12 protein-coding genes are annotated in these 14,568 nt (G+C 55.0%); 6 read left to right on the forward strand and 6 right to left on the reverse strand.

What is annotated here, in order from left to right:
- Positions 1–5: 5 nt before the first annotated feature.
- Positions 6–443 (reverse strand): prepilin peptidase-dependent pilin, encoded by a 438-nt coding sequence (gene ppdD / locus FOY93_RS03720; RefSeq protein WP_111964028.1) that lies wholly within the window; start codon positions 441–443, stop codon positions 6–8.
- A gap of 174 nt (positions 444–617) precedes the next feature.
- Entirely contained in the window at positions 618–1,511 is an 894-nt protein-coding gene (gene nadC / locus FOY93_RS03725) for a carboxylating nicotinate-nucleotide diphosphorylase (RefSeq protein WP_115876431.1), read from the reverse strand.
- 87 nt (positions 1,512–1,598) lie between these two features.
- On the opposite strand from nadC, the gene ampD reads away from it, so the two are divergent.
- The gene (gene ampD, locus FOY93_RS03730; protein ID WP_115876430.1) at positions 1,599–2,150 is read left to right on the forward strand and encodes a 1,6-anhydro-N-acetylmuramyl-L-alanine amidase AmpD; all 552 of its coding nucleotides are present in this window, start codon (positions 1,599–1,601) and stop codon (positions 2,148–2,150) included.
- Positions 2,151–2,159: 9 nt separating this feature from the next.
- A complete protein-coding gene (gene ampE, locus FOY93_RS03735) occupies positions 2,160–3,014 on the forward strand; it encodes a beta-lactamase regulator AmpE (protein ID WP_111964025.1) in 855 nt (284 codons plus the stop codon).
- A gap of 18 nt (positions 3,015–3,032) precedes the next feature.
- On the opposite strand, the gene FOY93_RS03740 is transcribed toward ampE, so the two are convergent.
- The 4 genes from FOY93_RS03740 to FOY93_RS03755 all read right to left on the reverse strand — a co-directional run bounded on the left by FOY93_RS03740 (position 3,033) and on the right by FOY93_RS03755 (position 7,200).
- On the reverse strand, positions 3,033–3,983 hold the full coding sequence (locus FOY93_RS03740) for a glycoside hydrolase family 43 protein (RefSeq protein ID WP_143344652.1): 951 nt from the start codon (positions 3,981–3,983) through the stop codon (positions 3,033–3,035).
- A 10-nt stretch (positions 3,984–3,993) separates the two neighbouring features.
- On the reverse strand, positions 3,994–5,391 hold the full coding sequence (locus tag FOY93_RS03745) for a glycoside-pentoside-hexuronide (GPH):cation symporter (protein WP_136195608.1): 1,398 nt from the start codon (positions 5,389–5,391) through the stop codon (positions 3,994–3,996).
- 164 nt (positions 5,392–5,555) lie between these two features.
- On the reverse strand, positions 5,556–6,926 hold the full coding sequence (aroP, locus tag FOY93_RS03750) for an aromatic amino acid transporter AroP (protein WP_133293790.1): 1,371 nt from the start codon (positions 6,924–6,926) through the stop codon (positions 5,556–5,558).
- 46 nt (positions 6,927–6,972) lie between these two features.
- Entirely contained in the window at positions 6,973–7,200 is a 228-nt protein-coding gene (locus tag FOY93_RS03755) for a hypothetical protein (RefSeq protein ID WP_128569279.1), read from the reverse strand.
- A gap of 263 nt (positions 7,201–7,463) precedes the next feature.
- On the opposite strand from FOY93_RS03755, the gene pdhR reads away from it, so the two are divergent.
- The 4 genes from pdhR (at position 7,464) to lpdA (ending at position 14,525) form a co-directional block, all read left to right on the forward strand.
- A complete protein-coding gene (gene pdhR, locus FOY93_RS03760; protein ID WP_008501960.1) occupies positions 7,464–8,228 on the forward strand; it encodes a pyruvate dehydrogenase complex transcriptional repressor PdhR in 765 nt (254 codons plus the stop codon).
- 123 nt (positions 8,229–8,351) lie between these two features.
- Entirely contained in the window at positions 8,352–11,015 is a 2,664-nt protein-coding gene (gene aceE, locus FOY93_RS03765) for a pyruvate dehydrogenase (acetyl-transferring), homodimeric type (protein WP_028015529.1), read from the forward strand.
- A gap of 14 nt (positions 11,016–11,029) precedes the next feature.
- Positions 11,030–12,925: a pyruvate dehydrogenase complex dihydrolipoyllysine-residue acetyltransferase gene (gene aceF / locus FOY93_RS03770; protein WP_133293791.1), complete on the forward strand. Its 1,896-nt coding sequence runs from the start codon at positions 11,030–11,032 to the stop codon at positions 12,923–12,925.
- A 175-nt stretch (positions 12,926–13,100) separates the two neighbouring features.
- On the forward strand, positions 13,101–14,525 hold the full coding sequence (gene lpdA, locus FOY93_RS03775) for a dihydrolipoyl dehydrogenase (RefSeq protein ID WP_003856313.1): 1,425 nt from the start codon (positions 13,101–13,103) through the stop codon (positions 14,523–14,525).
- Positions 14,526–14,568 lie beyond the last annotated feature (43 nt).

The following is a 14,568-nucleotide window of genomic DNA, read 5'->3' on the forward strand; positions in this document are numbered from 1 at the left end:
GCTCCTCAGTTGTTGTCGAAGCGGAAAACGTCTTCGCAGGCCTGTTTCAGGGCGCTATCAGCACCGATCTTACAGTCGCGCGTCCAGCCCGTCATACCGTTGCCGTCGTTCCACCTTGGCGTCATGGTTACCGTCAGCCCGTTAAGACTCTCCTGTCCTGTTAAGGTCACGGTCCCTTTTGCCACGCTCATTCCTGAAACGTAGCGTGTCGTGGTGGGGGAAGGGATACCGTTGCTGCCGGCATCGCAGCTCTCCACGCCTCCGTGATCCAGTGCGCAAAGCTCAATGGCCGTGCGGTAAGGAACGAAGGTTTGCAGCATATCGGTCAGCGCCGCTTTGCGCAGGTAGTTCTGATAGGCTGGTACGCCGATGGCGCTCAGAATCGCGATAATGCCGATGACCACCATCAGCTCAATGAGAGTGAATCCGTGTTGTCTGTTCATATCTGCTCCTTACGTTTAGTGGCGCTACTCTGTCAGCGCGAAAGGGCAGATACGAGGGGCAAAAAAGTGAACGGGAAAGCACATTCAGAGAATTTATGCCGCGTTGCAGGGAAGAACAGCGGATATGCGAGCGGGGCTGAAATTCCCCTCTCCGGGCGGAGAGGGGAGAATGTATTATTTGAAGCGCATTGAGAGGTCGAGGGCGCGAACGTGTTTGGTCAGCGCGCCGACGGAGATGTAATCCACGCCGGTTTCGGCGAATTCACGGATCGTTTCGAAGGTGACGTTCCCGGACACTTCAAGCTGGGCCCGGCCGTTAGTCAATTTTACCGCCTCGCGCATCTGCTCGGTTTCGAAGTTATCGAGCATGATGATATCGGCCCCGGCCTTAATCGCCTGCTCCAGCTCGTCCAGGTTTTCCACTTCCACTTCAACCGGCACGTCCGGATGCAGCCAGAAGGCCTTCTCCACTGCCTGACGCACGGAGCCAGAGGCAATAATATGGTTTTCTTTAATAAGGAAGGCGTCGGACAGGCCCAGACGATGGTTTGCGCCACCGCCGCACAGCACCGCATACTTCAGCGCCGTGCGCAGGCCCGGCAGCGTTTTGCGGGTATCCAGCAGCTGGGTGCGGGTGCCTGCCAGCAGGTCAACGTAGCGACGTACTTCACTGGCGACACCAGAGAGCGTTTGTACAAAGTTGAGCGCGGTACGTTCGCCAGTCAGCAAGACGCGGGAAGGTCCGTCCAGTTCAAACAGCGGCTGGTTTGCCGTAATCGCATCGCCGTCTTCAACGTGCCAGATAATCTGCACATCATCACCCGCCAGTTGAGTAAAGACCTCTTCAACCCAGCGCTTGCCGCAAAAAACACCCTCTTCGCGGGTGATAATGACCGCGTGGGAGCGCGTCTCTTTCGGCAACAATTGTGCGGTAATATCCTTTTCGGCATTAACATCACCGCCCAGATCTTCTTTCAAAGCATGGGAGACGCTTGCCGGAATATCCATATTAATACGTTCCAGAAGCGCTTCACGTCGGTGGTCGGGGTTGTAGCGGCGAGGCGGCATGATAAAACTCCAAATTGGTAACGAATCATAATATTGAAACATGCTACTCTGAACCGAGTCATTGCACCATACAGAAGGAGTTCCAGCATGTTGTTAGAAAACGGATGGCTGGTGGATGCGCGGCGTGTGCCCTCGCCGCACCACGATTGCCGCCCGGAGGATGAAAAGCCCACACTGCTGGTGGTTCATAATATTAGTCTCCCGCCGGGTGAATTTGGCGGCCCGTGGATTGATGCGTTATTCACGGGAACGATTGATCCCGATGCTCATCCCTTCTTTGCTGAAATTGCACATCTGCGCGTATCGGCTCACTGCCTGATTCGTCGCGATGGTGAAGTGGTTCAGTATGTTCCTTTTGATAAGCGCGCCTGGCATGCCGGGGTGTCGGTGTATCACGGGCGCGAGCGGTGCAATGATTTTTCTATCGGGATCGAACTGGAAGGCACGGATACCACGCCCTACACCGATTCACAGTATCAACAGCTAGCGGCTGTGACCCGCACGCTTATCGGACTTTACCCGGCAATCGCCGACAATATTACCGGGCACTGCGATATTGCCCCGGCGAGAAAAACCGATCCCGGCCCGGCATTCGACTGGCCCCGCTTTCGCGCCATGCTCACCGCGTCGTCAGAATAAGGAGATACCATGACGTTGTTTACCATGCTGCTGGTCATCATCGCTGAACGCCTGTTCAAGCTCGGCGAGCACTGGCATCTGGATCACCGGCTGGAGGTGCTTTTCCGCCGGATTAAGCATTTTTCCATGTTGCGCACGCTGCTGATGATGGCAGGGGTGATGGTTATTACGTTCCTGCTGCTGCGCTCGCTGTATGGACTCTTTTTCAACGTGCCGCTGCTGGTGGTGTGGATCCTGCTCGGCGTGCTGTGCATTGGTGCGGGCAAGGTGCGTTTGCACTATCACGCCTACCTGAAAGCCGCCTCCCGTGATGATGCCCATGCGCGCAGTGCCATGGCGAGCGAACTAACCATGATCCACGGCGTGCCGCCTGACTGCGACGAGCGCGAGTTTCTGCGCGAGCTGCAAAACGCGCTGCTGTGGATTAACTTCCGTTACTACCTGGCGCCGCTGTTCTGGTTCGTAGTGGGCGGCCCGTGGGGGCCGGTACTGCTGATGGGATATGCGTTCCTGCGCGCCTGGCAGACTTGGCTTGCCCGCTATCTGACGCCGCATGAACGCCTGCTGTCCGGCATCGATGCCATCCTGCACGTGCTTGACTGGCTCCCGGTGCGTCTGGTGGGCGTGGTTTACGCGTTAATTGGTCACGGTGAAAAAGCGTTGCCCGCGTGGTTTGCCTCGCTTGCCGATCGCCATACGTCGCAGTATCAGGTGCTAACGCGTCTGGCGCAGTTCTCGCTGGCACGCGAGCCGCATACCGACAAGATTGAAACGCCGAAAGCCGCTGTCTCCATGGCGAAGAAAACGTCGTTTGTGGTGGTGGTTATCGTGGCGCTGCTGACTATCTACGGCACGCTGGTGTAAGCCAGCGCGGCGTAACGATTAAAGCGTGTCCGCAGGCGGGATGCCGAAATCAGGCATCCCGTTTTCGTCCCAGCGGACGCGCTTCAGGCGGGTATGGCGGTTTGGATCGTACAGCGGATCGCCCTCAATTTCGGTGTAGTTCCGCGCGTGATACACCAGCACATCTTCCCCTTCCGGCGTTTGCGTAAAGCTGTTGTGTCCCGGGCCGTACTGGCGATTTTCGTAGCTGGTCACGAATACGGGATGCGGAGATTTTTGCCAGTTCAGTGGGTTTTGCGGATCCGCGTTCAGGTCTATCCACAGCAGCCCCATGCAGTAGTTCTCGTCGGTAGCGCTGGCGGAATAGCTGATAAACAGCTTATCGCCGTGAACCAGTACCGCCGGGCCTTCGTTGACCCAAAACCCGCGACACTCCCAGTCGTATTCCGGCTTGCTGAGCATCACCGGCTCGCCTTTTAGCGTCCACGGGTTCGCCATTTCACACAGATAAAGGTTGGAGTTCCCGGTGATATCCGGCGCTTTTTGCGCCCACAGATACCAGCGTTTCCCCTGATGCAAAAAGGTGGTGGCGTCCAGTGCGAAGGTATCGAAAGGCGTTTTGATCTGCCCTTTTTCCACCCACGTGCCGGTAAGCGGATCGCTGTCGGCACATTCAATGGCAAACATGCGGTGCTGGAACATCCCGAGCGCGTCGAGCGCCTGGGTGTGCGCCGCAGCTAAATAGATGTACCACTTCCCGTCAATGTGGTGCAGTTCCGGCGCCCAAATCAGCTGGCTCATTGGTCCGGTCTCGGGTTTACGCCAGACCACCACTTCTTCGGCATGACGTAAGCCTTCCAGCGACGCTGCGCGGCGGATCGCCAGCCTGTCGTACTCCGGCACGGAGGCGATAAAATAGTACTGCCCCTCGTGATGTAAAATGTACGGATCGGCGCGTTGTTCGATAAACGGGTTTGGCCAGGTTTGCATTCGGATTTCCTTATTTAGTCTCAGCAGCTTTCAGTTCCTGATAATCGTTCAGCTCTTGATAGTTGTTGCGGCGTTTTTCCAGATCGGACTGGATCTGCTTCATGGTTTCACGATCCACCTTCAGCAGTCGTACTACACCCGCGGTAATTAAGTATCCAATGCCGGGAATGACGGTAAAGAGCAGCACGATCCCGTTAATGGCGTCCGCGCTCTGCGCTTTTGCTCCCGCATCATAACCGTACCAGGAGAGCAGGAAGCCGACCATCGCCCCGGCAATCGCCAGCCCCAGCTTCAGGAAGAAGATGTTGCCGGAGAAGCTGATCCCGGTGATGCGTTTCCCGGTCTTCCACTCGCCGTAGTCGTCCACGTCGGCCATCAGCGACCAGTGCAGCGGAGACGGGATCTGGTGCAGGATGTTCAGCAGGAAGTAGAGCACCACGATGGTGACGGTGGCTTTCGGGTCGAAGAAATAAAAGGCGCAGGAGAAAATCGCCAGCACGATATTGGTCCAGAAGAAGACCTTTAGTTTGCACCAGCGGTCGGTCAGCACTTTTGCCAGCACGCTGCCGAGCATCATGCCGGCGACGCCCAGGCTGATAAACAGCGTGGCGAAATGAGTGCTCTGACCCATCACCCAGGTCACGTAATACATGGTGGCCGCCATGCGGATAAAGCCCGGGCAGACGTTGCAGAGCGTCAGCAGCAGAATGCGCACCCACTGGTCGTTTTTCCACACGTCTTTCAGGTCATTTTTCAGCTGGTCATTGGTCTGCACCGCCGGACGCACGCGCTCGCGCACGGTGGCGAAGCAGAACAGGAACATGCATGTGCCAATCAGCGCCAGAACGGTCATCGCCATCTGGTAGCCTTTGGCTTTGTTGTCCCCGCCAAACCAGTCGGCCATCGGCAGCAGCGTTAATGAGAGCAGCAGCGTGGCGATGCCGACCAGCACGAAGCGATAGGACTGGCAGGCCACACGTTCTTTTGGATCGTTGGTGATCACCCCGCCCAGCGAGCAATAGGGGATGTTGATGGCGGTGTAGGTAAGCGACAGCAGGAAATAGGTGACAAACGCATAGATAACTTTGCTGTTATAGCTCCACTCAGGCGTGGTGAACATCAGGATGCTGAACAGCGCGTAGGGGAAGGCGATCCACAGCAGCCATGGACGAAACCGGCCATATTTGCTGCGGGTACGGTCAGCAATCGCGCCCATGATCGGGTCCGTTACGGCGTCAATCACGCGCACGGAAAGCAGCAGCACGCCGACCAGCGCAGGGGCGAGGCCAAAAATATCCGTATAAAAATAGTTAACAAACAGCATGATGGCGCCAAAGATGATGTTGCATCCCGCGTCGCCCATCCCATAGCCGATCTTTTCTTTTACTGACAGTTTGTTGTTATCCATCGACAGCTCTCCGGTTTACGGTATGGAGAGAATTATTTGCTGGCAAAGGAATATATGCGTTGCAGTATCAGGGCGGTGATATGGATAAATGCGCTGTGGACGTGAAAGTGTGAAGGAGGTAACAACGCGCGGCACCCGTAAAAGCAGGTGCCGCGAAGAGAGGTTTAGTGTGCCTTCATGGCTTTACGGCTTTTCTGACTGAACAGATAGCCCACGCCCAGGATCGCAATCCAGACCGGGATCAGGTAGACGGAAATCGCCATACCCGGGGTGATCAGCATAATCACCAGCACGGCTGCCATAAACAGCAGGCAGATCCAGTTACCCAGCGGATAGAGCAGGGCAGGGAAGCGCGTGGTGACGCCCTGCTGCTGTTTTGCGCGGCGGAACTTCATGTGCGCCAGGCTGATCATCGCCCAGTTGATGACCAGGGCAGAGACCACCAGCGCCATCAGCAGGCCAAACGCCGATTCCGGTGCCATGTAGTTAATGAGCACACACAGCGCGGTCACGACCGCCGAAACAAGAATCGTGTTTACCGGCACGCCGCGCTTATCGACGTTGAGCAGCGCTTTTGGCGCGTTACCCTGCTGGGCCAGGCCGAACAGCATGCGGCTGTTGCAGTATACGCAGCTGTTGTAAACGGAGAGCGCGGCGGTCAGCACCACGATGTTCAGGGCGTTGGCGACAAAGGTGTCGCCCAGCTCGTGGAAGATCAGCACAAACGGGCTAGTGTCGGCGGTGACGCGCGTCCACGGCAGCAGGGAGAGCAGCACGGCCAATGAGCCCACATAGAAGATCAGAATGCGGTAGATAACCTGGTTAGTGGCTTTCGGAATGCTTTCCTCCGGGTTGTCGGCTTCAGCGGCGGTGATACCCACGAGTTCCAGACCGCCGAAGGAGAACATGATAATGGCCATCATCATCACCAGGCCGGTCATGCCGTGAGGCAGGAAGCCACCCTGTTCCCAGAGGTTGCGCACCGTGGCCTGCGGGCCGCCGTTGCCGCTGAACAGCAGCCAGCCGCCGAAGATAATCATCGCCACCACGGCAATGACCTTGATGATGGCAAACCAGAACTCCATCTCCCCGAACACTTTAACGTTGGTCAGGTTAATGGCGTTGATAATGACGAAGAAGGCTGCAGCAGAAGCCCAGGTTGGGATTTCTGGGTACCAGAACTGAATGTACTTCCCGACGGCGGTCAGTTCGGCCATGGCAACCAGAACGTACAGCACCCAGTAGTTCCAGCCCGAGGCGAAACCGGCAAAGCTGCCCCAGTACTTATAGGCAAAGTGGCTGAAGGAGCCTGCGACCGGCTCTTCCACGACCATTTCGCCCAGCTGGCGCATGATCAGAAAAGCAATGAAACCCGCAATCGCGTAACCCAAAATAATGCCCGGACCGGCAGACTGGATAACGGATGCGCTGCCCAGAAACAGGCCGGTACCAATCGCACCGCCCAGTGCGATGAGCTGAATATGGCGGTTTTTAAGCCCGCGCTTTAGCTGATCGCCGTGCTGTTGAGCTTCCATTTGAAACCTCGTGTGTGGTTGTTATGTTCACGCTGAGCGTGTGTAATTATGAAAATCCATATTCTGTATTTATTTCTTTACGGTTAACGAGACCGAAAAAAGCGGAGGTGACTTCCGTAAGCGCCAGAATAGTGGTAAGTGCCTGCGAATGCACCTGCTTTATGAAGGGGTGATGACGACTTGAATAAAAAGAAAGCATTTGTAAATCGGCCCGCTCGTTGTTCCTCACCCAACCTATAGAATAGAAATGCGCCTTAAGTGGGCGAATTTTCATTATTTGCCTTGTTGAATCGCTTCAGATTGCAAAAACCCTCGTTTCATTATGGTTAAAACTCCCTCTTTGGGGGTAATCAACTCATTTGTGCAAAGTTACATTTCTGAAACGTTATTTCTGTAAGGTTGTTAAAATGTGCAGGGTTTACTGATTTCAATCAAAACCAATATGGACAGAAGGTGAATACTTTGTTACTTTAGCGATACGAAATAGAAATTGGTAAGACCAATTGACTCCGGGCAAAAAGGCGTAAGACAGGGAATATGGCCTACAGCAAAATTCGCCAACCAAAACTATCTGATGTGATTGAGCAGCAGCTGGAGTTTTTAATCCTCGAAGGGACTCTGCGCCCGGGTGAGAAACTTCCGCCAGAACGCGAGCTGGCAAAACAGTTCGACGTTTCACGTCCTTCTCTGCGTGAGGCGATTCAACGTCTCGAAGCAAAGGGCTTGCTGCTTCGTCGTCAGGGCGGCGGAACCTTTGTGCAAAACAGCCTGTGGCAGAGCTTCAGCGATCCGCTGGTAGAACTTCTCTCTGACCACCCAGAATCCCAGTTTGATCTGCTTGAGACCCGTCACGCGCTGGAAGGTATTGCGGCCTATTACGCCGCCCTTCGCAGCACTGATGAAGATCGCGTGCGTATCCGCGAACTGCATCAGGCCATTGAACGGGCACAGCAGTCCGGCGATTTAGACGCCGAGTCCAGCGCCGTCGTCCAGTATCAAATCGCCGTCACCGAAGCGGCCCACAACGTGGTGCTCCTCCATCTGCTACGCTGCATGGAGCCGATGCTGGCCCAGAACGTTCGTCAAAATTTTGAATTGTTGTATGCCCGTCGGGACATGCTCCCACTGGTAAGCAACCATCGCACCCGAGTATTCGAGGCGATAATGGCCGGGGAACCGGAGCAGGCGCGCGAAGCGTCGCACCGCCATCTGGCTTTCATTGAGGAAATCTTGCTGGACCGCAGCCGTGAACAATCGCGTCGCGAACGTTCATTACGCCGCATACAGCAACGAAAGGATTAAGCGCCAGGTACTTTTAGAGCGCGGCAACTAAACGCAGAACCTGTCTTATTGTGTTCTTGCCCAAGAGCACAATGGGACAGGTTCCAGACAAATCAACGTATTAGATAGATAAGGAATACCCCCATGTCAGAACGTCTCCAAAATGACGTGGATCCGATCGAAACTCGCGACTGGCTACAGGCGATCGAATCGGTCATCCGTGAAGAAGGTGTTGAGCGCGCTCAGTATCTGATTGATCAGCTGCTTTCTGAAGCCCGCAAAGGCGGCGTGAAGGTTGCTTCAGGTGCAGGGGCTAGCAACTACGTAAACACGATTGCCGTCGAAGACGAACCGGAATACCCGGGCAATCTGGATCTGGAACGTCGTATCCGTTCTGCAATTCGCTGGAACGCCATTATGACCGTTCTGCGCGCATCCAAGAAAGACCTGGAACTGGGTGGCCACATGGCGTCCTTCCAGTCTTCTGCGACCGTTTACGAAGTGTGCTTCAACCACTTCTTCCGTGCAGCGAACGAGAAAGACGGCGGCGATCTGGTGTACTTCCAGGGCCACATCTCTCCGGGCATCTATGCACGTGCATTCCTGGAAGGTCGTCTGACTGAAGAGCAGATGAACAACTTCCGTCAGGAAGTTCACGGTAAAGGTCTGTCTTCTTACCCGCACCCTAAACTGATGCCTGAATTCTGGCAGTTCCCAACCGTATCTATGGGGCTGGGCCCAATCGGTGCGATCTACCAGGCTAAATTCCTGAAGTATCTGGAACACCGTGGTCTGAAGGACACCTCTGAGCAGACCGTATACGCCTTCCTGGGCGACGGCGAAATGGATGAGCCAGAATCCAAAGGTGCGATCACCATCGCAACCCGTGAGAAGCTGGACAACCTGTGCTTCATCATCAACTGTAACCTGCAGCGTCTGGATGGTCCGGTAACCGGTAACGGCAAGATCATCAACGAACTGGAAGGCATCTTCGCAGGTGCTGGCTGGAACGTGATCAAAGTGATGTGGGGTTCCCGTTGGGACGAACTGCTGCGTAAAGACACCAGCGGTAAACTGATCCAGCTGATGAACGAAACCGTTGACGGTGACTACCAGACCTTCAAATCCAAAGACGGTGCCTACGTTCGTGAGCACTTCTTCGGCAAATATCCAGAAACCGCAGCCCTGGTTGCAGACTGGACTGATGAGCAGATCTGGGCCCTGAACCGCGGTGGTCACGATCCGAAGAAAATCTACGCTGCACTGAAAAAAGCGCGTGAAACCAAAGGTAAAGCGACTGTAATCCTGGCCCACACCATCAAAGGTTACGGCATGGGTGATACCGCAGAAGGTAAAAACATCGCTCACCAGGTTAAGAAAATGAACATGGACGGCGTGCGTTATATCCGCGACCGTTTCAACGTTCCAGTCACCGATGAGCAGGTAGAAAACCTGTCTTACATCACCTTCCCGGAAGGTTCTGAAGAGCACAAGTACCTGCACGAACGTCGTCAGGCGCTGAAAGGCTACCTGCCAGCTCGTCAGCCAAACTTCACCGAGAAGCTGGAACTGCCAGCGCTGGAAGACTTCTCTCAGCTGCTGGAAGAGCAGAACAAAGAGATCTCTACCACTATCGCTTTCGTTCGTGCCCTGAACGTGATGCTGAAGAACAAGTCGATCAAAGATCGCCTGGTGCCAATCATCGCCGACGAAGCGCGTACTTTCGGTATGGAAGGTCTGTTCCGTCAGATCGGTATCTACAGCCCGAACGGCCAGCAGTACACCCCGCAGGACCGTGAGCAGGTTGCATACTACAAAGAAGACGAGAAAGGTCAGATCCTGCAGGAAGGTATCAACGAGCTGGGCGCAGGCGCATCCTGGCTGGCTGCTGCGACCTCTTACAGCACCAACAACCTGCCGATGATCCCGTTCTACATTTACTACTCCATGTTCGGGTTCCAGCGTATCGGTGACCTGTGCTGGCAGGCAGGCGACCAGCAGGCTCGCGGCTTCCTGATCGGTGGTACTTCCGGTCGTACGACCCTGAACGGTGAAGGTCTGCAGCACGAAGATGGTCACAGCCACATTCAGTCTCTGACTATCCCTAACTGTATCTCTTACGACCCGTCTTACGCGTACGAAGTGGCGGTCATCATGCATGACGGTCTGCAGCGCATGTACGGTGAAGCGCAGGAGAACATTTACTACTACATCACCACCCTGAACGAAAACTACCACATGCCGGCAATGCCAGCAGGTGCCGAGGAAGGTATCCGTAAAGGTATCTACAAACTCGAAACCATCGAAGGTAGCAAAGGTAAAGTTCAGCTGCTGGGCTCCGGTTCTATCCTGCGTCACGTTCGTGAAGCAGCGCAGATCCTGGCGAAAGACTACGGTGTCGGTTCCGATGTGTACTCTGTTACCTCCTTCACTGAACTGGCGCGTGATGGCCAGGATTGTGAACGCTGGAACATGCTGCACCCAATGGAAACCCCACGCGTTCCTTACATCGCTCAGGTGATGAACGACGCGCCAGCGGTGGCGTCTACTGACTACATGAAACTGTTCGCTGAGCAGGTTCGTACTTACGTTCCAGCTGATGATTATCGCGTACTGGGTACTGACGGCTTCGGTCGTTCTGACAGCCGCGAAAACCTGCGTCACCACTTCGAAGTTGATGCTTCTTACGTGGTTGTAGCAGCACTGGGCGAACTGGCTAAACGTGGCGAAATCGATAAGAAAGTGGTTGCAGACGCAATCACCAAATTCAACATCGATGCAGAAAAAGTTAACCCGCGTCTGGCGTAAGAGGTAAAAGAATAATGGCTATCGAAATCAATGTACCGGACATCGGGGCTGATGAAGTTGAAATCACCGAGATCCTGGTCAAAGTAGGCGACAAAGTTGAAGCTGAACAGTCGCTGATCACCGTAGAAGGCGACAAAGCCTCTATGGAAGTCCCGTCTCCTCAGGCTGGCATCGTTAAAGAGATCAAAGTCTCTGTTGGCGATAAAACCGAGACTGGCAAACTGATCATGATTTTCGATTCCGCCGACGGTGCAGCCGCTGCTGCACCTGCGCAGGAAGAGAAGAAAGCCGCGCCGGCCGCCGCTGCTCCAGCAGCTGCCGCGAGCGCAAAAGAAGTGAACGTGCCTGACATCGGCGGTGACGAAGTTGAAGTGACTGAGATCCTGGTGAAAGTGGGCGATACCGTTGCGGCCGAGCAGTCACTGATCACCGTAGAAGGCGACAAAGCCTCTATGGAAGTGCCAGCACCGTTTGCGGGTACCGTTAAAGAGATCAAGATCAACACCGGCGACAAAGTGTCTACTGGCTCCCTGATCATGATCTTCGAAGTGGCAGGTGCTGCACCTGCTGCCGCGCCTGCACAGGCCGCTGCTCCGGCTCCGGCCGCAGCACCAGCCGCTGCTGGCGGCGCGAAAGACGTTAACGTACCGGACATCGGCGGTGACGAAGTTGAAGTCACAGAAGTGATGGTGAAAGTGGGCGACAAAGTTGCCGCTGAACAGTCACTGATCACCGTTGAAGGCGACAAGGCTTCTATGGAAGTCCCTGCGCCATTCGCGGGTACCGTTAAAGAGATCAAAATCAGCACCGGCGACAAAGTGTCTACCGGCTCTCTGATCATGGTCTTCGAAGTGGAAGGCGCTGCGCCTGCCGCAGCTCCGGCTGCCGCGGCTGCTCCAGCACCGGCTGCTGCACCGGCTCAGGCTGCTAAACCAGCCGCTGCCCCTGCTGCAAAAGCAGAAAAATCAGAGTTCGCTGAAAACGACGCTTACGTCCACGCGACGCCGCTGATTCGTCGCCTGGCGCGCGAATTCGGTGTTAACCTGGCGAAAGTGAAAGGGACCGGCCGTAAGGGTCGTATCCTGCGCGAAGACGTTCAGACCTACGTGAAAGACGCGGTGAAACGCGCCGAAGCTGCACCAGCTGCAGCCGCTGGCGGCGGTATCCCGGGCATGCTGCCATGGCCGAAAGTGGACTTCAGCAAGTTCGGCGAAATCGAAGAAGTGGAACTGGGCCGTATCCAGAAAATCTCTGGTGCGAACCTGAGCCGTAACTGGGTGATGATCCCGCACGTTACGCACTTCGACAAAACCGATATCACCGATCTGGAAGCGTTCCGTAAACAGCAGAACGCCGAAGCTGAGAAGCGTAAACTGGACGTGAAATTCACCCCAGTGGTCTTCATCATGAAAGCGGTTGCTGCGGCTCTGGAACAGATGCCACGCTTCAACAGCTCCCTGTCCGAAGACGGCCAGAAGCTGACGCTGAAGAAATACATCAACATCGGTGTTGCGGTTGATACGCCAAATGGTCTGGTTGTTCCGGTCTTCAAAGACGTGAACAAGAAGAGCATCACTGAGCTGTCCCGTGAACTGACCGTGATCTCCAAGAAAGCGCGCGATGGTAAGCTGACTGCCGGCGAAATGCAGGGCGGCTGCTTCACTATCTCCAGCATCGGCGGCCTGGGTACCACCCACTTCGCGCCGATTGTGAACGCGCCGGAAGTGGCTATCCTCGGTGTGTCTAAGTCCGCGATGGAGCCGGTGTGGAATGGCAAAGAGTTCGTACCGCGTCTGATGATGCCAATCTCTCTGTCCTTCGACCACCGCGTGATCGACGGTGCTGATGGTGCGCGCTTCATCACCATCATCAACAACATGCTGAGCGACATTCGCCGCCTGGTGATGTAATCGAAAAGCCGGCCAGTCGGCCGGCTTTTTTCTGATAATCTCATGGTGTTTGTGAGGTTATTGGCGAAAGCGACAATTCGTGAGCCGTTTGTTGTTTCAAAATTGTTAACAATTTTGTAAACTGCGGGCGGATAGAACGACCCGGTGGACGACGGGTATAAATTAAGAGGTCATGATGAGCACAGAAATCAAAACTCAGGTCGTAGTACTTGGGGCAGGCCCGGCAGGTTACTCCGCAGCATTCCGCGCCGCGGATTTAGGTCTGGAAACCGTCATCGTAGAACGTTACAGCACCCTCGGCGGTGTTTGTCTGAACGTCGGCTGTATCCCTTCTAAAGCGCTGCTGCACGTAGCGAAAGTTATCGAAGAAGCCAAAGCGCTGGCTGAACACGGTATCGTCTTCGGCGAGCCGAAAACCGATATCGACAAAATTCGTACCTGGAAAGAGAAAGTTATCACTCAGCTGACCGGCGGTCTGGCGGGTATGGCCAAAGGCCGTAAAGTGAAAGTGGTAAACGGTCTGGGTAAATTCACCGGTGCGAACACCCTGGAAGTGGAAGGCGAAAACGGCAAAACCGTGATCAACTTCGACAACGCGATCATCGCGGCAGGCTCTCGCCCAATCGAACTGCCATTCATTCCGCATGAAGATCCACGCGTGTGGGATTCCACCGATGCGCTGGAGCTGAAAACCGTTCCTAAGCGTCTGCTGGTTATGGGCGGCGGTATCATCGGTCTGGAAATGGGTACCGTGTACCACGCGCTGGGTTCAGAGATCGACGTGGTTGAAATGTTCGACCAGGTTATCCCGGCTGCCGACAAAGACATCGTTAAAGTCTTCACCAAACGCATCAGCAAGAAATTCAACCTGATGCTGGAAACTAAAGTGACTGCCGTTGAAGCGAAAGAAGACGGTATTTACGTTTCCATGGAAGGCAAAAAAGCCCCATCCGAACCACAGCGTTACGACGCTGTGCTGGTGGCTATCGGTCGTGTACCGAACGGTAAAAACCTCGACGCGGGCAAAGCTGGCGTTGAAGTGGACGACCGTGGCTTCATCCGCGTTGACAAGCAGCTGCGCACTAACGTGCCGCACATCTTTGCTATCGGCGATATCGTCGGTCAGCCAATGCTGGCGCACAAAGGTGTTCACGAAGGTCACGTTGCCGCTGAAGTTATCGCCGGCATGAAGCACTACTTCGATCCGAAAGTGATCCCATCTATCGCGTACACCGAGCCAGAAGTGGCATGGGTTGGTCTGACTGAGAAAGAAGCGAAAGAGAAAGGCATCAGCTACGAAACCGCCACCTTCCCGTGGGCTGCTTCTGGCCGTGCTATCGCATCCGACTGCGCAGACGGTATGACCAAACTGATCTTCGACAAAGAGACTCACCGTGTGATCGGTGGTGCGATTGTCGGTACCAACGGCGGCGAGCTGCTGGGTGAAATCGGTCTGGCTATCGAAATGGGCTGTGACGCTGAAGACATCGCGCTGACCATCCACGCTCACCCGACTCTGCACGAGTCCGTGGGCCTGGCGGCAGAAGTGTTTGAAGGCAGCATCACCGACCTGCCAAACGCGAAAGCGAAGAAGAAATAAGTTTCTTCAGATGAAAAAAGCGGCCAATGGCCGCTTTTTTTAT

The organism is Enterobacter sp. 18A13, from assembly GCF_007035975.1.
GTDB classification, from domain to species: Bacteria; Pseudomonadota; Gammaproteobacteria; order Enterobacterales; family Enterobacteriaceae; genus Enterobacter; species Enterobacter vonholyi.